Source organism: Pectobacterium sp. S5, from assembly GCF_051707265.1.
GTDB classification, from domain to species: domain Bacteria; phylum Pseudomonadota; class Gammaproteobacteria; order Enterobacterales; family Enterobacteriaceae; genus Pectobacterium; species Pectobacterium polare.
In genome coordinates this window covers 1282640-1304746 of the sequence record NZ_JAULSZ010000001.1, presented here as the reverse complement: position 1 = coordinate 1304746, position 22107 = coordinate 1282640, and the positions used below count along the sequence as shown (strand labels likewise).

The window sequence follows — 22107 nt, the reverse complement described above, 5'->3', positions numbered from 1 at the left end:
TTTTAATTGCGTGTTTTGAATGATGTGTTTTGGGTGACAAAAAACCGTTCTCTTCAGGAGGAAGAGAAATCAGGCTGAATTAAGTCAACATCGGGGCAGTAATGAAATAACGTCATTACCGTTGCTGTGTGGCGTAATGGGTTTCATGCTGCGTTCCTGGTTTGAATAACGAAAAAATAATAAAACGGCCTGAACCTACTCTTTATTTTCTGGTTAAACCCTAGCCCAACGTGTGTTTTAAACGAACGTTTAAATATGGATAAGTAATGTCACATTACGCATAAGCTATTCACTCTTCTTGCTGTTGGGAGCACGGATAATTCAGGTTATTATCCAGCCTGCTAATTAATTATTCTGAGGTTGTCATGGCGATTAAACGTTATCCACATCTTGCGCACTGGGGCGCGTTTACCGCTGTGGTTGAAGACGGCAAGCTGATTCGTTGCGAGCCGTTTGCCGACGATCCGGCACCGTCCGCCATGCTCGATTCTATCGTGCCGCTGGTGTATTCCGACCGACGTATCCGTCGTCCTTCGGTGCGTCGTTCCTGGCTTCAGAAACGCGAAAACAGCGACAGAACGCTGCGTGGCCGGGAAGATTTTGTTGAAGTGGATTGGGACGTCGCGCTCGATCTGGTCGCGCAGGAGAATCGCCGTATTCGCGATCGCTATGGTGCGGACGGCCTGTTTGCCGGTTCCTACGGCTGGTCCTCTGCCGGACGCTATCACCACGCGCGTTCTCAGGTTCGACGCTTCTATTTCTCTGGTGGCGGCGCGGTCGATCAGCAAGGCAATTACAGCTGGGGCGCGGCGCAGTTCTTCCTGCCGTACGTGATCGGCACTTTCCACCCGCTGACGGGCAAAGTGACCGAATGGCGCAGCGTCGCCGAGCACTGTGATATTTTCCTCGCGTTTGGCGGTCTGGCGTTGAAAAACGCACAGGTGGCATCCGGCGGTGCCGGGCACCACACGCTTAAGCCCGCGCTGGAAGCGCTGGTGGCGAAAGGGATTCCGGTCATTAACATCAGCCCGATGCGCGATGACTGTCCTGAATTTGTGAATGCCGAGTGGATTCCTATCCGCCCGAATACCGATGTCGCTTTGATGCTGGCGCTGGGCTATGAAATTCAGCGCTTGGGTGCTGATGATAAGGATTTTCTGCAACGCTACTGCGTTGGCTACGAACAACTGAGTGACTATTTGCACGGTCGCGGCGACGGCGTGGTGAAAACCCCCGAATGGGCCAGCGATATCACGGGCATTCCCGCCGAGCGCATCCGGCGTCTGGCGCAGCAGCTGATTGGCGTACGCAGTTTTATTACCTGCTCTTACTCCGTGCAGCGCGCCCACCGTGGTGAACAGCCTTACTGGATGATGATTGCGCTGTCTTCCATGCTGGGGCAGGTGGGGTTACCGGGCGGCGGATTCTCCTTCGGCCACGGTTCGATGAACAGCGTCGGCAACGAGCGTATTTCAACGCCTGCGCCGGCTTCTCCATCAACCCCGAACGCGGGGAAGGCGATCCCCGTGGCGCGTATCGCCGATATGCTACTGCATCCGGGAACGCCTTATACCTTTCAGGGCGAAACCCATACTTACCCCGATATTCATCTGATTCACTGGGCGGGCGGTAATCCGTTCCATCATCACCAGCAGTTGAACCGTCTGGTGGACGGCTGGCGCAAGCCGGATACGGTGATTGTGCAGGATATCGTCTGGACGCCAGCGGCGCAGATGGCGGATATCGTGCTGCCCGTCACCACCACGCTGGAGCGTAATGATATCGGCGGCTCATCCCGCGATCGCTTTATCTTTGCCATGCATCAGGCGATTGCGCCGCAGCATCAGGCGCGTAATGACGTGGATATCTTCAGCGAACTGGCGGAGCGTCTGGGTTATGGCGACGCGTTTACGCAAAATCGCAGTGAGCAGCAGTGGCTGGAACACCTTTATGATGAATGCCGTTCAAGGCAGCGAGATGCCGCTGACCGCTGGCCGTCATTTGAGGATTTCTGGCAGCAGGGACATGTAGAAATCCCGATGGATGAAAAGCCGTTTGTGTTTTTTGAGGATTTCCGCCGCGATCCGCAGCAGCATGCGCTCAGCACGCCAAGCGGTAAAATTGAATTGTTTAGCTCTGCCATCGCCAGCTATGGCTATGCGGATTTTGCGCCGCATCCTGAGTGGCAGCCTCCCGTTGAATGGCTGGGAGCCAAAAGCACGGAAGAATGGCCGTTGCACTTTATTTCCATTCAGCCGTCCGACCGTTTGCACAGCCAGCTGGCCGCTACACCGCAGGTTGCTGCAAATAAGACCGCAGGAAAAGAGACGCTTTATATGCACCCGCAAGATGCTGCGGCGCGAGATATCATCGATCGCTCGCAGGTGGAAGTCAGAAATGCGCGTGGCCGTATTCTGGCAGGCGTACAGATTACCGACGGCGTTACGCCGGGCGTGGTGATTATGTCGACCGGTGCCTGGTTTGAGCCCGGCTTCGGCCAGAAAACGTGGCATCAGGTTGAACAATCAGGCAATGCGAATGTACTGACGCTGGATATCGGCACGTCGCCGCTGACGCAGGGACCGAACGCCATGAGCTGTCTGGTGGATGTCGTGCGGGTTTAGCGCTATCCTGAGCCGCTTTTTCTCGCGGTTTTATTTTCCTGTGACTTTGTTTTCGTAAGGTTGGTTGAATGAGTACGCAATTATCCGAAGCCTATTTGCAACGCTTCGGCGGCACCGCGCGGTTATATGGTCAACAGGCGCTGGCGCTGTTTTCTCAGGCTCACGTTTGCGTGATTGGTATTGGTGGCGTCGGCTCCTGGGCGGCTGAGGCGTTGGCGCGTACCGGCATCGGTGCGATCACGCTGATCGATATGGATGATGTGTGTGTCAGTAACACCAACCGGCAGATCCACGCGCTGCGTCAGCACACCGGACAGTCAAAGACGGAAGTGATGGCTGAACGTATTCTGGCGATCAACCCGGAATGTCGCGTCACCTGCGTGGATGATTTCATCAGCGCGGAAAACGTGGCCGAGCTGCTCGACCAGAATTTCAGCTATGTGATTGACGCCATCGACAGCGTGCGGCCGAAGGCGGCGCTGCTCTCCTACTGTCGCCGCTATAAGATCCCAGTGGTGACAACCGGCGGTGCGGGCGGGCAGATCGATCCGACCCGCATTGAGGTGGTCGATCTGGCGAAAACGATTCAGGATCCGCTGGCTGCCAAGCTGCGCGAGCGGTTAAAGCACGATTTTAACGTGGTGAAGAACAGCAAAGGGAAGCTGGGTATCGACTGTGTGTTTTCCAGCGAACCGCTGGTTTATCCGCAGCCTGACGGCTCCGTTTGTGCGTCGCGCAGCACGGCTGATGGGGTGATGCGTATGGATTGTGCGTCAGGCTTTGGTGCTGCAACGATGGTCACCGCAACCTTTGGGTTTGTTGCGGTCTCTCATGCGTTGAAGAAGATGATGGCGAAAAGGGAAAGAGCGTCTGCGACGTAACCGAGCGTTTGTGACATACCAGCCTGCGGCGCAGAAATAGCTCGAATTCCGCTACTTGCCTGCCGCCTCTTGTTCGGCAATTTCCTTGATTCTGGCGGCCAGCGCCGCCAGTCCGCTTGAACGCGAAGCGCTGAGCTGAGCGCGAAGCCCCAGCTTATCGAACAGCGCCAGCGGATCGTGCTGCAATAGCGCTTCTGGCGTTTCTCCCTCTACGGCGGTTAACAACACCGCCAGTAATCCCCGCACAATGCGCCCATCACTGTCGCCGTAAAAATGCAGCCTGCCGTCTTCCTGACGTTGATAACCCAGCCAGACGCGATTTTCACAGCCGGATAATGAAATCTCCTCGGTTTTCAGCGCCTCGGGCAACGTTGGCAACGCCTTTGCCAGCAAAATGAGCTGCCGATAACGATCTTCCCATGCGCGGCAGGCATCGAAGCGCGCCAGCAGGTCGGCGACAGTGGTGTGGTGGCCAAAAGGATGCGTGGTGTCAGTTATCTGGGTCATGGTTTAGTCGATCAGTAATTCAAGGGCGTTGCCCACTGCGGCGATCAGCGCAGCAACATCTTGTTGGTTGTTATACGGGGCAAACGAGGCGCGCAGCGTGCCGCTGACACCGAGTGCGTCCATCAGCGGCTGCGCACAGTGATGCCCAGCGCGCAGTGCGATGCCGCTTTCGGCTAGCAGCGTCACGAGATCGCTGTGGTGGACATCGGCAATATCAAAGGACAATACGCTGGAATGCGGGCTACGGAAGCTGCGAAAGCCGGGAAACTGCGCTAAATACGTTTCGGCAAGCTGTGCCAACTGCTGGCTATGCTGCTCTGCGGCGTGCCAATCCAGCGTGGTCAGCCAGTCTAGTGCCGCAGACAGGCCAAGCACGCCGGCAATGTGCGGGGTTCCCGCTTCAAAACGCTGTGGAATCGCCTGCGGTTTGAAGCCGTCAAAGGACACCTGCGTCATCATCTTCCCACCGCCTTGCCACGGCATCATGCTTTCCAGCAAGGCGGTTTTGCCGTACAGCACGCCGATCCCGGTTGGTGCATAAAGCTTGTGCCCGGAAAACGCGTAGAAATCGATATCCAGCGCCTGTACATCGGGCGGGCAGTGAACGATGCCCTGCGCGCCGTCAACCATCACGACTGCGCCATAGCGGTGAGCCAGCGCAATCGCACGCGCCAGATCGGGCTGGCCGCCTGTCACGTTTGACATCTGCCCTAGTGCTAGCAGGCGGGTTTTTGGCGTGATCAGCGTGGCTAACTGTTCCATATCCGGCAAGAAGTCCGCGCCTATCGGTAACTTCACGATATTCGCGCCAGTTTGCTGCGCCACCATCAGCCACGGAATGAGGTTAGCGTGATGTTCCGCTTCGCTCACGACGAGCTCGTCGCCCGGTTGAAGGCGAGGGCGCGCATAGCTCTGTGCGACCAGATTAATCGCTTCCGTCGTGCCTCTGGTCCAGACAATGGAACGCGGATCGTCTGCGTGGAGCAAAGCGGCAACTTGCTCACGAGCGCCTTCAAAACGCTGGGTTAACGCCTGTGCGCCGCGATGCTGGCTGCGATGCACCGTACCACTCTCGCTGCCATAGAACGCCTGCACTGCATCAATGACGGGCTGCGGCTTCAGTGCGGTCGCGGCGCTATCAAGATAGACAGTCGAATGCTGGAGAGCGGGGAACTGTTGGCGAAAGGTGGCGGGGTTAAACGGTGTCATGTGCATCCTCTTTTGGAGGGCAGATCCTGTCCCATTTTGTCGAGAGAGACAAGTTTAGGACTATGCCTAATGCGATTTTATGGAAAAAAAAGCAACTATTGCTACGCTTTAAAGTGTTAATTTTCAGGATTTCCTGATGCATAAGGTTAACTAGAAAACATTTAAATTTATTGAGGGTTAACTATGAAGAATAAAATTTCTATTTTTGCCGCTATCGTGATGGCGTTTTCTCTGGCAGCCTGTTCCAGTAATTACGTCATGCATACCAATGACGGTCGTACCATCGTCGCAGAGGGGAAACCGAAGGTTGATGATGAGACGGGTATGATCAGCTATACCGATGCCTACGGTCAGCAGCAGCAAATTAACCGTGATAATGTGAAAGAAATGGCGAAAGGGAAATAGTACCGTTTGCCCATCATCACACGTTGCCTGTTAAGCCGTGCCAGATACTAGATAAGCGTGTCATGGCATTCAGGTGTGAAACGTAAGCAAAAAAAAGCACCGCAATTTGCGGTGCTACACAAAAAATCACTTTGGACAGACAGGGTAAATGTACAGGAAGTGAATAGGGTAGACTCGCTACCACATCTGCAAAAGGCAGACAAACAAATAGCAAACACAACATCACAACCACAAGCCAAAAGCACCTCAGGTCACCCATCCGCACTTTTCGTTCCGGCCCAGGAAGTTGCGCTAATATAGGTATTTGCTGGTACATCCTCAACGGACAAATTATAATGTCTCGGATTACAAAAACTAATAGTTGTACCCGTCATCTTTTCGTTGTGGAGAGGTTGGCCGCTGTCGATGGCTTTAAACGCGCAGACAGCGGATCGGCTGGGGCGATTTCCGCTTGTCGCCTTTCTGCACCTTAAGCGTTATTGGGTACGAATGTGCCTGATAAATCGCTGATTTAGCGTAAACCAAAAGATTTCATTCATGTCAAAACGTCTCCCTCCGCTCAACGCATTGCGCGTTTTTGATGCGGCGGCTCGCCATTTAAGTTTTACCAAAGCGGCAGAAGAGCTGTTTGTTACGCAGGCTGCCGTCAGCCACCAGATTAAGTCACTGGAAGATTTCTTGGGGCTTAAATTATTCCGCCGTCGTAATCGCTCCCTGCTACTGACGGAAGAAGGGCAAAGTTACTATCTTGATATCAAAGAGATCTTCTCCTCTTTGAATGATGCAACCCGTAAGCTGCAATCCCGCAGCGCCAAAGGCGCGTTAACGGTTAGCCTGCTGCCCAGTTTTGCTATCCATTGGCTGGTGCCGCGCCTTTCGAGCTTTAACTCCGACTATCCAGGGATTGATGTGCGTATTCAGGCGGTCGATCGCGACGAAGATCGTCTGGCGGATGACGTGGATGTCGCGATTTTCTACGGTCGGGGAAACTGGCCGGGGTTGCGAGTTGAAAAGCTGTACGCCGAATATCTGTTGCCGGTTTGCTCGCCAGTGTTGCTGACGGGGAATCACCCGTTAAAAACGCCGGACGATCTGGTCGCCCATACGTTGTTGCACGATGCGTCACGTCGTGACTGGTTGTCCTATACGCGCCAGCTTGGTGTACAGATTAACGTGCAGCAAGGGCCGATTTTCAGCCACAGCGCGATGGTGTTGCAGGCGGCGATTCACGGGCAGGGCGTAGCGCTGGCGAATAATGTGATGGCACAGACGGAAATCGAAGCTGGGCGACTGGTGTGCCCGTTTAACGATGTGTTGGTCAGCCGGAATGCTTTTTATCTGGTATGTCATGACAGCCAGGCAGAACTGGGTAAAATAGCCGCCTTTCGCCATTGGATTCTGGCGCGGGCAGCCAGCGAACAGGAAAAATTTCGCTTCCGCTATGACAACGGCACGCGCTGAAGCCGTGTCGCTGGCTGTCGAATATTGATGACAGATCTATTTGCAGAATGAAAACGACGGTCTTTGTCAGCAACCTCGTTTATAGGCAACAACGATTATAGGTAAATACGATGAATAGTCGTTTCATGCTGGTGTTTGCTGCTATCAGCGGCTTCACTTTTGTCGCGCTGGGCGCGTTTGGCTCTCACGTTCTTAGCAAAACGCTGGGCGCAACGGAGCTGGGCTGGCTACATACCGGCCTTGAATATCAGGCATTTCACACGCTGGCGATTTTAGCGCTGGCGGTTGCGATGCAACAGCGAACCAATCTGTGGTTTTACTGGAGCAGCGTTTTTCTGGCGTTGGGAACGGTACTCTTCAGCGGAAGTTTGTACTGTCTGGCGCTTTCTCACCTGAAACTGTGGGTTTATGTGACGCCGATTGGCGGAGCCTGTTTTCTGGTGGGATGGATATTAATATTGATTGGCGCACTGCGTCTGAAGAGAAAGGCTAAACGCCATGAATAAAGTCATTTTGTATTGCCGCCCTGGGTTTGAGAAAGAGTGTGCGGCGGAAATAACGGAAAAAGCCACGGAGCATAATGCCTTTGGCTTCGCGCGGGTAAAAGAGAACAGCGGCTACGTTGTGTTTGAATGCTATCAGCATGAAGATGCTGAACGCCTGGTAAAAACGCTGCCGTTTCATGAGCTGATTTTTGCCCGCCAGATGTTCGTGAGTGGTGAACTGCTGCGCGACCTGTCGCCGGAAGACCGCATCACGCCAATCGTTGGTATGCTGACGGGAGCCATTGAGCGCGCGGGAGATCTGCGCGTCGAAGTCCCCGACACCAATGAAAGTAAAGAGCTGATGAAGTTCTGCCGCAAATTCACCGTGCCGCTGCGCGCTGCATTACGCGAGCATAAAATTCTGCTGGGCTATGAAAAAGCGGATCGTCCGGTGCTGCATGTGCTGTTTATTGCGCCCGGCTGCTGCTATGCCGGTTACTCTTATAGCAATAACAACTCACCGTTTTATATGGGGATCCCACGCCTCAAGTTCCCTTCCGATGCACCAAGCCGTTCGACACTTAAGCTGGAAGAAGCGTTTCATGTCTTCATTCCTGCGGACGAATGGGATGAGCGTCTGGGCAGCGGCATGTACGCGGTGGATTTAGGTGCCTGCCCCGGCGGTTGGACTTACCAACTGGTTAAACGCAGCATGATGGTTTATGCGGTAGACAACGGCCCAATGGCACCGAGCCTGATGGACACCGGACAGGTGATGCACCATCAGGCGGATGGCTTCCGCTTCGAAGTACCGCGTAATAACGTGTACTGGCTGGTGTGCGATATGGTGGAGAAGCCCGCGAAAGTCACCAGCCTGATGAGCGATTGGCTAATCAAGGGCTGGTGTCGTGAAGCGATATTCAACCTGAAGTTGCCGATGAAGAAGCGCTATGAAGAAGTGTCGCAGAATCTGGCCGTGCTGCGTGAGCGCCTGAGCGAAAATGGGATTAATGCTGAAGTGCATGCCAAGCATTTGTACCATGACCGTGAAGAAATCACCGTGCATGTTCGTCGTTTCTGGAGCGCGGTGCCCGGCCGTCGTGACGAGCGATAGTCTCGAGCGGGTGCGTATCTGAGGTCACTCAGGTACGCATCGGTATTCATCCGCTAGTGAGAATGCGGCTGAACGCTATTCTGCACCGGTAATCTTAACTGCTGTAGATTGCCATTCAGCGTTAAATCGGTACGCAGCGTCGCAACCTGACGACTGATCAGCGCCATGTCTTTATGCTGTTCCAGCTTCTTACGCCACTTCTCCGGTACGGCATCCAACTGCTGATATAACGCCTCTAGGCTCCCCGCCTGTTGCAAGAGCTGTGCGGCACTTTTAGGACCGATTCCTGCGACGCCCGCAATCTTACTACTGCTAATGCCTGCCAGCCCCCAGTAGTCCGTAAGCTGCTGCGGTGACACACCAAATTCCTGTTCGATAAACGGCAGATCCAGCCAGCGTTTCTGAAAGTAATCCCTGATCTGAATGTGTGGTGCCAGTAGCTGGCAATATCCTTTATCGGTCGACACAATCGTTGCCTGATGACCCGCGGATGACAGCTTGACGGCCAGCGTAGCCGCCAGATCGTCGGCTTCATTGCCGGGGCTATGCCAGCTTGCTACGCCAACGGCGGCAAACGCCGCTTTAATCTGCGGGAGTTCTTGCTTCAGATTCTCCGGCATTGGCGTGCGTCCCGCCTTGTAGTCCGGCAAGAGTTGGTGACGCCAGCTGGTATCGCGATCTTCATCATCAAAGACAGCGACCGCGTGCGTAGGCTGGCTGTTTTGTATGAGCTGATGCAGCGCATGTTGGCATGCCGTGATACAGGGCGAACCTTGTACCGCATGAATGCGACGTATCAGATTGAGCGCGTCAACAATCAGCAAATGGACGGGCATCGCGTAATTCCTGATGTGATAAGAGGGGGGAAGCTGAGCTTCCCCACATAGGTACGACCGAGCGGTAAATCGTTAGGAACAGATTTCGTAGCAGGGAATATAGGCGCTGCCGGGCAGCTTCATGCGCTGCTGGGCGACAAAGCCCTGTAGCAGCGTATCCATGCTTTTCATCATCTGCGGGTCGCCGTGAATTTTGTACGGCCCACGTTGCTCAATCGCCTGAATACCGACTTCCTTCACGTTGCCAGCCACAATGCCGGAGAACGCCCGACGCAGCGCGGCAGCCAGCTCTTCAGCCGGCTGATTCGGGTGCAGGTTGAGGTCGGCCATATTTTCATGTGTCGGCTCAAACGGCAGTTGCAGGTCGGGTGCGATGCGCAGTGACCAGTTAAAGCTATAAGCATCGCCCGTGTGGCGGCGGCTTTCTTTCACCTGTGGCATCGCTTTCTTCATCTGACGGGCGACTTCCGCGGCGTCATTAATGATGATCGAGTAGTAACGACGCGCCTGACGGCCCAGCGTGCTAACAATGAATTCGTCCAGCACGCGGAAATAGTCTGCACTTTCCTCTGGTCCGGTCAGGATAATCGGCAGCACCTGCTCGCTGTTTTCTGGGTTCATCATAATGCCCAGCAGATAGAGGAACTCTTCCGCCGTTCCGACCCCGCCGGGGAAAATAATGATGCCGTGTCCAATACGGACAAAGGCTTCCAGACGCTTTTCGATATCCGGCATGATAATCAGTTCATTGACCAGCGGATTCGGTGGTTCAGCGGCAATGATGGACGGTTCAGTCATGCCGATGAAGCGTCCTTCTTTGTAGCGCTGCTGCGCGTGACCGACGGCAGCACCTTTCATTGGCGCTTCCATCGCGCCCGGACCGCAGCCCGTGCAGATATTCAGTTCACGCAGACCGAGCTGGCTGCCTACCTTGCGGCCATACTGGTATTCGATTTCATTAATCGAATGGCCGCCCCAGCAGACCACCATGTTCGGTTCTTCTCCGACGTGGAGCGCTCTGGCATTACGCAGGATAGAGAACACCAGATTGGTGATATGGGCGGAATTTTCCAGATTCAGGTTCTGATAGCGACCTGCGCTGGCGATTTGGCCGTTGACGAACAGAATGTCGCGCAATACGGCGAACAGGTTAGCCTGCAAGGCTCGAATGATGTTACCGTCAACGAAGGCGTCTTCCGGCGGGTTCACCAATTCCAGTTTGACGCCGCGCTCGCGGCGCAACACGTTGATATCAAAATCTTCATAACGAGACAGCAACTCTTTGCTGTTATCTGTCTGGCTACCGGAATTCAGTACGGCGAGGGAACAGTTGCGAAACAAACGGTAGAGATCGCTGCTGGCTGTGCTTTTCAGCATGTCCACTTCCAACTGCGATAACAAATCCATCGATCCCAATGGGCTGATATGTGTAATCAATTTTGCTCCTTGAAACGCAATATAATTCGCGATGCCATGCTCGCTGCCGAGAGCACGTTCCGTTGTTACACGCTCGACGTTTCAGCAGCACGGCACGAATGTCATTCATTTAAGACACTACGCGGAACGCGCATGCGTTAAATACCGCGAGCCTAAATGAAACCTACTTGAGCACCGTTCAGACGTTATGGATCTTCTGTTGTCTGGCACACCACCTTAACGCGCTGCCATCATTTTTTCCAATGTTGGCAGAAGTCTGCTGCCTAACTTGCGTGACGCTACGCATATTACCGTGCAAGCCTGCGACTTATCGGCCAGTTACTGGCGCGGCAGGCGGCCATTTGGCGCGTTAAACGGGGTGTTGCTGCGCCACGGGTTGATGTCCAGCCCGCCGCGTCGGGTATAGCGGGCATACACGCTAAGTTTTTCCGGCTGGTAGTAGCGCATGATGTCGTTAAAAATTCGTTCCACACACTGTTCGTGAAATTCGTTATGATGACGAAATGAGACAATATAGCGCAGCAGCGCTTCACGGTTGATACGCTTGCCGTGGTAATGAATCTGTACCGAGCCCCAGTCAGGCTGATGGGTGATCAAACAGTTGGATTTCAGCAGGTGGCTGACCAGCGTTTCTTCAACGACTGGCGCGTCCTGTTCGTTGGTCGCCAGATAGTCAGCGTTGAAGTCGTAGCTGTCGATCTGGATGTCTTGGTCGTCAATGCAATCGCCTGTGAATCCTGCTAGCGGCTGGCCTTCAAGCTCGCTGAGTTTGAAAAGCGTGATGCTGACATCCCCCTGTGCGCAATGCGCCAGATCCTTGGCTAACGTTGCACGAACGCTCTCCCAACTGTCGAATGCCGTCTGATTAAAGCTGTTCAGATACAGTTTAAAACTTTTTGATTCAATCAGATTCAGGCTTTCCGCATTGAGATGCATTTCACCCACGGCCACCTGAGGCACGCCACGATTGTTCAGCCAGGAAAGCTCATAGAGCGTCCAGATATCCGCGCCATGAAAAGGCAGGCTATCAGGATAAATGCCGAGTGGATCGCGGTTCAGGCTACGTGGCACGGGTTGCAGAAGTGCGGCATCATAGCGATCGTGATAGGGAGTGGGTTTGCCCAGTGTCAGCCCGCTCAGGGCCTGATGCTTGTCATAGACGGACATGCTGTTACCTTGATGTGATAAGCGTGATGGCGAATAGTGTAACCTGACTAAAAGAGTGATGAGAAAAATTATGGAACATGAGGTTGTTTCAGCACTGGCGGCGTTTACCCAGCGCTATGTTGCCTGTTGGCAGCAGGAAAAGGGGCATTTGCCTGCCAGTGAAGCCCTTTACGGTATACCTTCCCCGTGTATTGTCGAAAATCATGACGATACGGTTTACTGGTCGCCACAGCCTTTTGTGCCTTCAGCCGCATTGGATGGTGTGGAACGTGCGCTGGAAATCAGCCTGCATCCTGATGTTCATGCTTTTTACACCTCGCAGTATGCCGGGGATATGGCGGCGCAGTTTGATTCGCTATCGTGCCAGCTCTTGCAGGTATGGAGCGAAGAGGATTTTACCCGGATGCAGGAGAATCTGATTGGTCATTTATTAACGCAGAAGCGCCTTAAACTCACGCCGACGCTGTTTTTAGCGACGACCGATTCGGAGCTGACAATGGTGTCGCTGTGTAATGTTTCCGGGGAAATCATCCTGGAAGAATTCGGCACCAAAAAACGTCAGACCTTAGCACCAACGCTGGCGATGTTTCTTTCTGGCCTTAATCCGTTAGCGATCTAATGGTTAATCGAATTTCACTTTCTGCCTTGTGAGAGATCTCTTACATTCTCTGTAAGAAATGTCTTATCTTTAATGTTGAAAATATGTTTCATTTTGATTTTTTCATTATTAATTAGTTAATTATAACAAAAATCCGCAGTGTCACTTGAGGGGTGTTGAGAAACACTGTCAATTACCCCTTGCTGAAAGCTGACAATTAATACATCTTATTACTTAAGTTAGTAACCGGTTACAGTGTGTGTAACAGTTACTATAGGTAACAAAATAACGTTACTGCACTCGGGTTGTTTTCAGGAAGAAACATTGTTTCAGGAAGAGGCATTGTTTTAGGAAGAAACGCTGTTTTAAGGATAAACACTGTTTTAGGAAGAAACAGTAGCTTCAGGAAGAAGCGTTGTTTTCAGGAAGAAGAACGGTTTTCAGGAAGAAACATGGTTTCAGGATGAAATCAGGGACACCTCCAGGAAGGAGACCGAGAGCCGATTAGGAATATCGGTGGGGCAGGAGCCTAAAGGGATTGAATCACGGAAGATACAGGATGGACACGTCAGGACGAAAGTGGGACGCCAGCAAGGATTGTGGGTTAGGACGACCAAAAAGGAAAAGTTTTCACGGATGAGCAGGGATGCAAATGTGTAGCGGGATAGCTATAAAACGAACCGGGGGTACTGAGCAATCAGTACCCCCAATTTTTTGCCTGTATTATTTTTTCCTATTACAAGCGCCTTTCCCCCGAACGCAGGGATGTAGCGCCAGCGAAGCAGAAATGCGCAAAACGTGATACCTAAGTCATCGCTGAATATTGACGTTTAGCCAGCGTCCAGAATTTGCAATTAGTCTGAAAATTTACTAAATTGATTTTTTAGTAAATTATCGGACTATTTAGCAAAGGAAAATGCAGTGATGAAATTCAATGTAAAAATGCTGTCAGTCACACTTGGCCTGTTTACCAGCCATGCTTTCGCGCACACCGTCTATGAAAATGCACGGATTTATACCGTTAACGATCGGCAGCCAACGGCGTCCGTTCTGGTGGTGGATCAGGGCGAAATTGTCTACGTCGGTGGAAATGATGGTGCAAAGCCATTCAAAGCAGTGGCTACCGAGTTGGTTGATTTAGAAGGAAAAACGGTACTGCCTGGCTTTATTGAAAGTCACGCTCATCCTGCAACGGTAGCCGTGATGGAAGCGGGTGATTTTGTGTATGTTGACGGCTCAGCAACCCTGCCGCAGATTCTTAGCCAATTAAAAGTGTATTTAACCGCACACCCGAACGCTAATTATTTATTGGCGCAGGGATTTAATGTTGCCTCGTTGGGTTTGCCGCAAGGAGCATTGCCGACTGCCGCTGATTTGGACGCGGTGTCTGAGAGCGTTCCCATCGTGGTGTATGACAGCGGTATGCACGCGGGGTGGGCGAATAGTGCAGCGTTGAACGTCGCCCGTGTCGGTGCGAACACGCCCGATCCTATTCCGGGTAAGCATTATTTTGAGCGCGATAACAAAGGCAACCCTACCGGTTTTATGCACGAAAGTGCGATGCACAATGTTGTCGATGCGCAGCAATTTAACGCAGTCGAGAACGTTGCCGAGAAACTCCAACCGATTTTAAAGACCTACCACTCGCTGGGTTTTACGGCGATTACCGACGTCGGCGATACGTTTAGCACGACAGTGGCTGCTATTGCCCGCTTAAACGATCAGGGGAAGCTGAAGGTCTATTATCAGCGCGGCTATTTTTATGATGCGGCCAAATCGACTGAACAAAATATTGCCAGCCTTAAAGCCCTGCGTGAAAAATATCATCAGGGTAATTTGTCGATGAATCTGTATAAATTATTTATGGATGGCACGATTGAAATGGATTCTGGGGCGATGTACCAGCCTTATCCCAACGGCAACGTCGTCGAGCCATTTTTAAGCCAGCAACAGATTAACGACAATGTCGCTGCGGCGTTGCAAGCGGGTTTCTCTGTGCATGTACACGCAATAGGCGATAAAGCACAGCAGTCGATTTTAGACGCCTTTGAGGCTAACAAAAAAATTAACCCGCAGTTGGCCCGCGTGATTGCCCACAACCAGGTATTTGAGCCACAGGGCGTGCAGAAGTTTGCCGCCATGAAGGACAATTTATTCCTGCAAACGACGCCAAACTGGGCGGTGATGTATGAAAAAGATGAAACGAGGACCAAAATTGGTCACGACGCTTATCATCACCAATTCCTGCTCGGACAAGTAGCACGCGAGGGGGTCGCGGTAACGTTCGGCTCTGATTACCCTGCGAATACCTTTGATGCGGTGAACCCGTTCAATCAAATGTATCACGCCATCAAACGCGGCCAGCCAAATGCCGGCTATCTCCCCCCAACCGAGGCGGCAATGACGTTCAGCCAAAGCTTGCAGGCTTACACGATTAATGGCGCGAAGCAGCTTGGTATTAGCGATATAACCGGCAGTCTTGAGAAAGGGAAAAACGCCGACTTTATTATCGTGGATACCGATATTGGCAGCGTGGGACTGGAAAAGCTGAAAGATACCAAGGTGTTGGCAACCTATTTCAAAGGGGAAAAAGTGTACTAACGTACATCGTACCCAATACCGTTCGTATCCAATATCGGTTCGTATCCAATATCGGTTCTTATCCAATACCGTTCGTATCCAATATAGCTCGGCGGCATGGAAAGCCGTCGCCGAATGACTTCCCCGGAAGCTGGCAAGCGTCAGTGACTGGGGAAGTGGCAACGCTGAGTCGAGTGGCTGCTGTTCCCAATAGCGCAAAGCCTATGGATGGGGCGGGTAATCCTATCAATGCCTCTGTCACCTGAAACATGTTGGGTAGATAATGCAGATCGTGGATTTTATTACCCTGGCGATTTTAAGCGATTAGCCCATTTGTAGGATATTTCATATGTATCGATTAGATGAGTTAGGCAGACAACTCAATCACCTTGATAACTTGTTTCAGCAGTGGATGAAGAAGTTAGGCTTTAATCAAAACGCCTTTGCGGTGCTGCACTCTTTGGCGGTATCCCCTGATGGAAAATGCACGCAAAAATATATTTGTGAGCGATGGAGTCTGCCTAAACAAACCGTGTTTAGCATCTGCAAGTTATTCAAAGAACAAGGGCTGATTGATATCACCGAAAGCGAACATGACAAGCGGGAAAAGATCCTGACGCTAACTGAGCTGGGAAAAAAGCGTACTCAACCAATTTTGACGCAATCGCAGATATTAAGTGAGCGCGCTTTTGGGGCGCTGGGTCAGGAACGAACGCAGCAACTTTTCTCCAATTTAGAGGGATTCTGCACGCTGTTTGAGCAAGAGATGGAGAATGTGCCTGGGGTGAGTGAGTAGCCGGGTTGTCTTTTCACTGGCGATTGGGTCAGGCTGATATCAGTGCTATGCTTTGCCGCCATTACTGTTGGCGTCAAGGGCGAGAAACCGCATGAGTAGAGAGAACCAGGTTCGTCAGTCATTATTCGATATCGAGCGCGCGTTGAGGGAAAGCCCTTTCTGGCAGGTCGTCCCGCCGGAAGAGGAGGCGTTTAACAGCACGGAGCCCTTCAGCCTCGATACCATGAAACCCGAAGAGTGGTTGCAGTGGGTCTTTTTGCCGCGCATGCATGCCTTATTGGACAGCGAGCTCGCACTGCCCGCTGAGCTGGTCTTGCTGCCTTATTTTGAAGAAGCACTGGAAGGGGCGCCAGAAGAGACGGCGGCGGTTCTGTTGCGTATCGGGCAGCTTGATGAGTTGTTCCGCCCGGATGTACAGGATGGCGCAGCGCACGATGCTTGAGATTATTTATCAGGATGAGCATCTGGTTGCCGTCAATAAACCCAGTGGCTGGTTAGTCCATCGTAGCTGGCTGGATCGCAAAGAAAAAGTCGTGGTGATGCAGACCGTGCGCGATCAGATCGGCCAGCATGTGTATACCGTTCATCGTCTCGATAGGCCGACATCCGGCGTGTTGCTGCTCGCGCTGTCCAGCGATGTCGCGCGTGCGTTATCCCAGCAGTTTGAATCACACCAGATGCAGAAAATGTATCATGCCGTTGTGCGGGGCTATGTGCTGGATGACGGCGTGATCGATTACGCGCTCACTGAAGAGCTGGACAAGATCGCCGACAAATTTACCAATCCTGATAAGGCGCCGCAGCCTGCCGTTACGGATTACCGTTCTTTGGCGCAGGTCGAGATGCCGGTTGCCATCGGCCGTTACCCAACGGCACGCTACAGTCTGATGGAACTGAAGCCACAGACCGGACGCAAGCACCAACTCCGCCGCCATATGTCACATATCCACCATCCGATTATCGGCGATACCGCGCACGGCGACTTGCGACACAATCGCGGTATGGAGACGCACTTCTCCTGCGGCAGGCTCATGCTGCATGCCAGCGAGTTACAGCTGAATCATCCAGTGAGCGGACAACCATTGAGGTTGCAGGCGCGTTGGGATGCTCCGTGGCAGGGCGTGATGACACAGTTTGGCTGGCAGGGAATTCTCCCTGAGTTTGAAGGGGTTGAGTTTCCCGCCGACTCAGGTCAGGATAGCGAGCATTCCGTCGGGTAATATCTGGCGTATTACTTTTAATTAAATATATTGAATTAAAAAGGGAGTCAGAAGCATGGCGCAGATTGGTATTTTTGTTGGTACGGTCTACGGGAATGCATTGCTGGTGGCCGAAGAAGCCGAAAATATTCTCAAGGATCGTGGCCACGAGGTTAAGGTCTTTGAAGATGCGACGCTGGAATCCTGGCTGGACTACCGCGAGCATACGGTGTTAGTTGTCACGTCGACGACGGGACAAGGCCAGTTACCTGATTCTATTGTTCCGCTTTACGCCGCACTGCGTGAAAAAGGCGGTTACCAGCCCGCGCTGCGCTATGGCGTGATTGCGCTGGGTGACAGCAGTTACCCGAATTTCTGCGCGGGTGGCCATCTTTTCGATGCCTTATTGCAGGACATCGGGGCTAAGCGCCTGGGCGATGTGTTGGACGTTGATGCCGTCGAACATCCTGAGCCAGAAGTGATTTCATGCCCGTGGGTTGAAGCATGGGCTGATTTGGTTGACGCGCAGTGATGCTGTGCTGAAATGAGAAACGGGAGCCTGTCGTGCTCCCGTTTTCGTTTGCGGCTTGTTGAGATAATCGCGCTTAGCGATTCTTGGTCAGCTTCTCTAAATCCGCTTCGATTTCGGTAATTTTGTTGGAAACCACGCTTTCCAGATGACGCAGATCGTCAAGGATTTTGCGCTTCAGATCGACTTCAACCTGTTCCTGCTGGCAAATCTTGTCTAATTCATCAATCACATAGCGCAGATTTGGGCTGATCTCGTTGATCTCTTTGTAGCCCTGTCCAGAATTGTCTGCCACGACGGTCTTGCGCTGGCGCGGGTATTTGAACTTCACGCTTTTAGCGAAAAATTCGCCCTTATCTTTACGGAAATAGATCTTCAGGATGTCGTTGTTTGCTTCCTGACGCAGACTATAGCGATCGATATCATCGGGATTGGTAATGCCCAGGCTTTTTAGATTGTCATACATAGCGCCACCTTCTCGGTTTTTAGATATACCCGTCATACTTCAAGTTGTATGTGCGTTGGCTGCGTTCAGTCACCCGAATCACTTACCCGAGTAAGCTCATCGGGATTCCTTCGCTTGCCGCCTGCCTGAAACTCGAATTATTTAGGGAACATATAAATAACTTATCGTTCGAGCATAAAAAAACGGCGGGTGATTAACCCGCCGTTTCTAGTTTAGTCGATGGAGCGTAATAACTCATTGATACCCACTTTAGCGCGGGTTTTCGCATCCACTTTCTTCACAATGATTGCACAGTACAGGCTGTGGCTGCCATCTTTAGACGGCAGGTTGCCGGAAACCACAACGGAGCCAGCCGGGACGCGACCATAGTGAATTTCACCGGTTTCACGATCGTAAATACGTGTGCTTTGGCTGATGAACACGCCCATCGAGATGACGGAACCTTCCTCAACGACAACGCCTTCCACGACTTCAGAACGCGCACCGATGAAGCAGTTATCTTCGATGATGGTTGGGTTAGCCTGTAACGGCTCCAGAACGCCACCGATACCGACGCCGCCGGACAGGTGAACATTTTTACCGATCTGAGCACAAGAACCGACGGTTACCCACGTATCGACCATCGTGCCTTCATCAACGTAAGCGCCGATGTTGACGTAAGACGGCATCAGCACGGTGTTACGTGCGATATAAGCACCGCGACGCACGCTGGCTGGCGGTGCAACACGCACGCCTTCACGCTGGAAACGCGCTTCATCATAGTCAGCGAATTTCATTGGTACTTTGTCGAAAAAGCGTGTTTCTCCGCCTTCGATAAGTTGGTTATCGTTAATACGGAAAGAGAGCAGCACGGCTTTCTTCAGCCACTGATGGGTAACCCACTGGCCGTCGATTTTCTCTGCAACGCGCAGGGCGCCGCTATCCAGCAGGTTGATAGCCTGATTGACGGCTTCACGCGTGACGGTGTCTGTGTTTGCCGGAGTGATTTCAGCGCGGCGCTCGAAAGCCGTCTCAATGATGTTCTGTAATTGTTGGTGCATCCTGATTTCTCTTTCCTGATTGTAAAAATTAACTCAATGGTACTTTATCGTTTGGGTTAAGGGCTTCTGTCAACCGTTCTTGCAATTTAAGGCGTAAATCCGGCTTTAATGCCCGTCTGTCGCTGTCGGCCAGAATGAAAAGATCCTCTACCCGCTCGCCGATCGTGGAAATTCGCGCGCCGTGCAGCGACAGGTTGAGATCGGCAAAAATCTCACCGATCCGTGCCAGCAGCCCCGGTTGGTCAAGCGCGCTGAGCTCCATGTAACTGCGTCTGTCCGTGTGCGTCGGCAGGAAGTTGACTTCCGTTGGTACGCTGAAGTGCCGCAGCTTGGGTGACGGCCGGCGTACGCGCGGGTGTTGGTAATGTCGGTGCGTCAGCGACTGCTCCAGCGCCTGGCGTATCATTTCATGTCGATCCTGCGCCAGCGGGCTGCCGTCCGGTTCCAGCACGATGAACGTATCCATCGCCATGCCGTCGCGGCTGGTAAAAATCTGCGCATCGTGCACGCTGAGGTTGCGCCGATCCAGTTCGCCAGCGACCGCTGCGAAAAGATAAGGCCTGTCTGGGCTCCAGATAAAAATCTCTGTACCGCCACGGCTGGCTTGATGGCTGATCAGCACCAGCGGTTTGTTGACATCATGCTCCAGCAAGTGGCGCGCGTGCCAGGCAAGCTGGTTTGGCGAGTGGCGCAGGAAATAATCGGCCCGACAGCGGCTCCAGATATGGTGCAACGCCTCTTCGTCAATATTGTCCATACGCAGCAGCGCCAGCGCCTGCAAGCGGTGATGTCGGACGCGTTCGCGCAAATCTGGCGTATTTTGCATGCCACGGCGTAGCTGTTTCTCCGTCGCGAAATAGAGTTCACGCAACAGGCTCTGTTTCCAACTATTCCACAGCGTTTCATTGGTGGCACAGATATCCGCAACCGTCAGGCTGACCAGATAGCGCAGGCGGGTTTCGCTCTGCACTTCGGTGGCAAATTGCTGAATAACGGTGGGATCCTGAATATCGCGACGCTGTGCGGTGACGGACATCAGCAGGTGGCAGCGCACCAGCCAGGAAACCAACTGAGCTTCACGCGAATTTAGCCCGTGCAGCGCCGCAAACTCCAGCACATCCTGCGCGCCCAGCTCAGAGTGATCGCCCCCACGACCTTTCGCGATATCGTGGAACAGCGCGGCCAACAGCAATAATTCAGGCTGAGGCAGGCGAGGGTAGAGCTCGACGCACAGCGGATGCTGGGGTCGCGTATCCTCGTCGGCGAAGCTTTCCAGCTTGAGCAGAACGCGGATCGTGTGCTCATCCACCGTATAGGCGTGAAACAGATCGAACTGCATCTGACCGACGATGTTCCCCCACAGCGGCATATAGGCCCACAGCACGCTGTGGCGATGCATTGGCAGCAGCGCACGGCTGACCGCATGCGGATGGCGCAGAATATTCATGAACAGCTGGCGTGCTTCCGGGATGGTGCACAGCGGGCTGGCGAGATGGCGACGAGCATGGCGCAGTTGGCGCAACGTGGTGGAGTAAATGCCGCTGATGTCACGGTTGCGCACCATTAGGTAGAACATGCGCATGATGGCTTCCGGCTTTTTGATAAACAGGTTTTCATCGCGCAGGTCTAGCAGATTGCCGCGTAGCTGAAACTCATCGTCAATCGGGCGAGGTTTTTCACTTGCATCCAACGCCAGAATCGCTTCGTCAAAGAGCTGCAACAGCATCTGGTTCAACTCGCTGACGCGACGCGTCATTCGGTAGAAATCCTTCATCATGCGTTCGACTGGCGTGTTACCTTCGCCCTGATATTGCAGCAACTGTGCGACGTTCAACTGCCTGTCGAACAGCAGCCGGTTGTCGTAACGCGGCAGGATCAGATGCAGGGCGAAGCGGATGCGCCACAAAAAGCTTTGGCATTCGTTCAGCTCTTTACGCTCGGCCTCGGTTAGAAAGCCGAAACCGACCATTTCATTGAGTGACGTCGCGCCGAAGTGGCGTCTCGCGACCCACAGCAGCGTGTGAATGTCGCGTAGCCCGCCTGGGCTGCTTTTGATGTCGGGTTCCAGATTGTAGCTGGTACTGTGATAGCGCTGATGGCGTTCCTGCTGTTCGGCGATTTTTGCCGGGAAAAACGTGTCTGACGGCCAAAATTCATCACTGAATATGTTTTTTTGCAGCGAGAGAAACAGGGCGACGTCGCCGCATATCATGCGGGATTCGATCAGATTGGTCGCGACGGAGATATCTGCGCGTCCTTCCTGTAAGCACTCTTCCAGCGTTCTGACGCTATGGCCGACTTCCAGCTTCAAATCCCACAGTAGGGTGATGAATTGGCCGACACGCTGGGAATGTTCTTCACTGAGTGCCGTCTGGCTTAATACCAGCACGTCGATATCGGAAAGCGGGTGTAGTTCACCGCGGCCATATCCGCCTACGGCGACCAGCGCAGTTTGCGCGATATTTTCAAAGCCGTAGAAGTACCACAGCCGCTGCAACAGGCGATCGATGAACAAGGTTCTGGCATCAATCAGCTTTTCTGCGCTGACGCCGGAACGGAATTCTGAACCGAGCCAAAGCTGAAACAGTTCCAGTTGCTGTTTTAACGTCTGACAATTCAGCATGTCATCAGCATAGGTCAGCGGTGAGGCGGGCAACTGTACTGGCGCGATGGGGTCTATAGGGCTGTTTGATGAGGACGCGTTAGGTGGCGTACTGTCTGGCGAAAATCGGTTATCTGTCATAGCGCAGCCCATAAAAAAGCCGGCGTCTGC

At 52.9% G+C, this 22107-nt stretch carries 20 protein-coding genes; 12 read left to right on the top strand and 8 right to left on the bottom strand.

The window, feature by feature from the left end:
- The first annotated feature begins 365 nt into the window (after positions 1-365).
- On the top strand, positions 366-2624 hold the full coding sequence (locus tag QWJ20_RS05835) for a molybdopterin-dependent oxidoreductase (RefSeq protein WP_433992056.1): 2259 nt from the start codon (positions 366-368) through the stop codon (positions 2622-2624).
- A gap of 68 nt (positions 2625-2692) precedes the next feature.
- Positions 2693-3505: a tRNA cyclic N6-threonylcarbamoyladenosine(37) synthase TcdA gene (tcdA, locus tag QWJ20_RS05830; RefSeq protein ID WP_095993874.1), complete on the top strand. Its 813-nt coding sequence runs from the start codon at positions 2693-2695 to the stop codon at positions 3503-3505.
- A gap of 51 nt (positions 3506-3556) precedes the next feature.
- Here the strand turns inward: tcdA and csdE are convergent, their stop codons facing one another.
- On the bottom strand, positions 3557-4012 hold the full coding sequence (gene csdE / locus QWJ20_RS05825; RefSeq protein WP_433992055.1) for a cysteine desulfurase sulfur acceptor subunit CsdE: 456 nt from the start codon (positions 4010-4012) through the stop codon (positions 3557-3559).
- Positions 4013-4015: 3 nt separating this feature from the next.
- Positions 4016-5221: a cysteine desulfurase CsdA gene (gene csdA, locus QWJ20_RS05820; protein ID WP_433992054.1), complete on the bottom strand. Its 1206-nt coding sequence runs from the start codon at positions 5219-5221 to the stop codon at positions 4016-4018.
- Positions 5222-5404: 183 nt separating this feature from the next.
- Here csdA and QWJ20_RS05815 point away from each other — a divergent pair, with 183 nt between their 5' ends.
- The 4 genes from QWJ20_RS05815 (at position 5405) to rlmM (ending at position 8686) form a co-directional block, all read left to right on the top strand.
- Positions 5405-5626 carry a YgdI/YgdR family lipoprotein gene (locus QWJ20_RS05815; RefSeq protein ID WP_005975888.1) on the top strand — a complete coding sequence of 74 codons (222 nt, stop codon included), beginning with the start codon at positions 5405-5407 and terminating at the stop codon, positions 5624-5626.
- Positions 5627-6163: 537 nt separating this feature from the next.
- A complete protein-coding gene (locus QWJ20_RS05810; RefSeq protein WP_039362098.1) occupies positions 6164-7087 on the top strand; it encodes a transcriptional regulator GcvA in 924 nt (307 codons plus the stop codon).
- A gap of 110 nt (positions 7088-7197) precedes the next feature.
- Positions 7198-7593: a DUF423 domain-containing protein gene (locus QWJ20_RS05805; RefSeq protein ID WP_010296354.1), complete on the top strand. Its 396-nt coding sequence runs from the start codon at positions 7198-7200 to the stop codon at positions 7591-7593.
- Positions 7586-8686 (top strand): 23S rRNA (cytidine(2498)-2'-O)-methyltransferase RlmM, encoded by a 1101-nt coding sequence (gene rlmM, locus QWJ20_RS05800; protein WP_095701851.1) that lies wholly within the window; start codon positions 7586-7588, stop codon positions 8684-8686. Before QWJ20_RS05805 ends, rlmM begins: the two co-directional genes overlap by 8 nt.
- 53 nt (positions 8687-8739) lie before the next feature.
- On the opposite strand, the gene xni is transcribed toward rlmM, so the two are convergent.
- The 3 genes from xni to queF all read right to left on the bottom strand — a co-directional run bounded on the left by xni (position 8740) and on the right by queF (position 12126).
- Positions 8740-9522, bottom strand: coding sequence for a flap endonuclease Xni (gene xni, locus QWJ20_RS05795; protein WP_433992053.1), 783 nt, complete (start codon positions 9520-9522; stop codon positions 8740-8742).
- 72 nt (positions 9523-9594) lie between these two features.
- Positions 9595-10959: a nucleotide 5'-monophosphate nucleosidase PpnN gene (ppnN, locus tag QWJ20_RS05790; RefSeq protein WP_010284789.1), complete on the bottom strand. Its 1365-nt coding sequence runs from the start codon at positions 10957-10959 to the stop codon at positions 9595-9597.
- Between the two features lie 318 nt (positions 10960-11277).
- The gene (gene queF / locus QWJ20_RS05785; protein ID WP_433992052.1) at positions 11278-12126 is read right to left on the bottom strand and encodes an NADPH-dependent 7-cyano-7-deazaguanine reductase QueF; all 849 of its coding nucleotides are present in this window, start codon (positions 12124-12126) and stop codon (positions 11278-11280) included.
- A 70-nt stretch (positions 12127-12196) separates the two neighbouring features.
- Between queF and syd the strand changes: the two genes are divergently transcribed.
- From syd to QWJ20_RS05755, 6 genes are all read left to right on the top strand, one after another.
- Complete coding sequence (gene syd / locus QWJ20_RS05780; RefSeq protein WP_433992051.1) at positions 12197-12745, top strand: SecY-interacting protein; 549 nt, start codon at positions 12197-12199, stop codon at positions 12743-12745.
- A gap of 903 nt (positions 12746-13648) precedes the next feature.
- Entirely contained in the window at positions 13649-15325 is a 1677-nt protein-coding gene (locus QWJ20_RS05775) for an amidohydrolase (protein WP_433992387.1), read from the top strand.
- 328 nt (positions 15326-15653) lie between these two features.
- Entirely contained in the window at positions 15654-16100 is a 447-nt protein-coding gene (locus QWJ20_RS05770; protein ID WP_226308537.1) for a MarR family winged helix-turn-helix transcriptional regulator, read from the top strand.
- 91 nt (positions 16101-16191) lie between these two features.
- A complete protein-coding gene (locus QWJ20_RS05765; protein ID WP_095701856.1) occupies positions 16192-16542 on the top strand; it encodes a YqcC family protein in 351 nt (116 codons plus the stop codon).
- Complete coding sequence (gene truC / locus QWJ20_RS05760) at positions 16535-17320, top strand: tRNA pseudouridine(65) synthase TruC (RefSeq protein ID WP_433992386.1); 786 nt, start codon at positions 16535-16537, stop codon at positions 17318-17320. The genes QWJ20_RS05765 and truC overlap by 8 nt, the downstream gene beginning before the upstream one ends.
- A 55-nt stretch (positions 17321-17375) precedes the next feature.
- Complete coding sequence (locus QWJ20_RS05755; protein ID WP_095701857.1) at positions 17376-17831, top strand: flavodoxin; 456 nt, start codon at positions 17376-17378, stop codon at positions 17829-17831.
- 73 nt (positions 17832-17904) lie between these two features.
- Here the strand turns inward: QWJ20_RS05755 and QWJ20_RS05750 are convergent, their stop codons facing one another.
- The 3 genes from QWJ20_RS05750 to glnD all read right to left on the bottom strand — a co-directional run bounded on the left by QWJ20_RS05750 (position 17905) and on the right by glnD (position 22077).
- Entirely contained in the window at positions 17905-18294 is a 390-nt protein-coding gene (locus QWJ20_RS05750) for a DUF3461 family protein (protein ID WP_010296391.1), read from the bottom strand.
- A gap of 212 nt (positions 18295-18506) precedes the next feature.
- Positions 18507-19334: a 2,3,4,5-tetrahydropyridine-2,6-dicarboxylate N-succinyltransferase gene (gene dapD, locus QWJ20_RS05745; protein WP_010284812.1), complete on the bottom strand. Its 828-nt coding sequence runs from the start codon at positions 19332-19334 to the stop codon at positions 18507-18509.
- A gap of 28 nt (positions 19335-19362) precedes the next feature.
- Positions 19363-22077, bottom strand: a complete 2715-nt coding sequence (gene glnD / locus QWJ20_RS05740) for a bifunctional uridylyltransferase/uridylyl-removing protein GlnD (protein ID WP_224072377.1) — start codon at positions 22075-22077, stop codon at positions 19363-19365.
- Between the last annotated feature and the right edge of the window lie 30 nt (positions 22078-22107).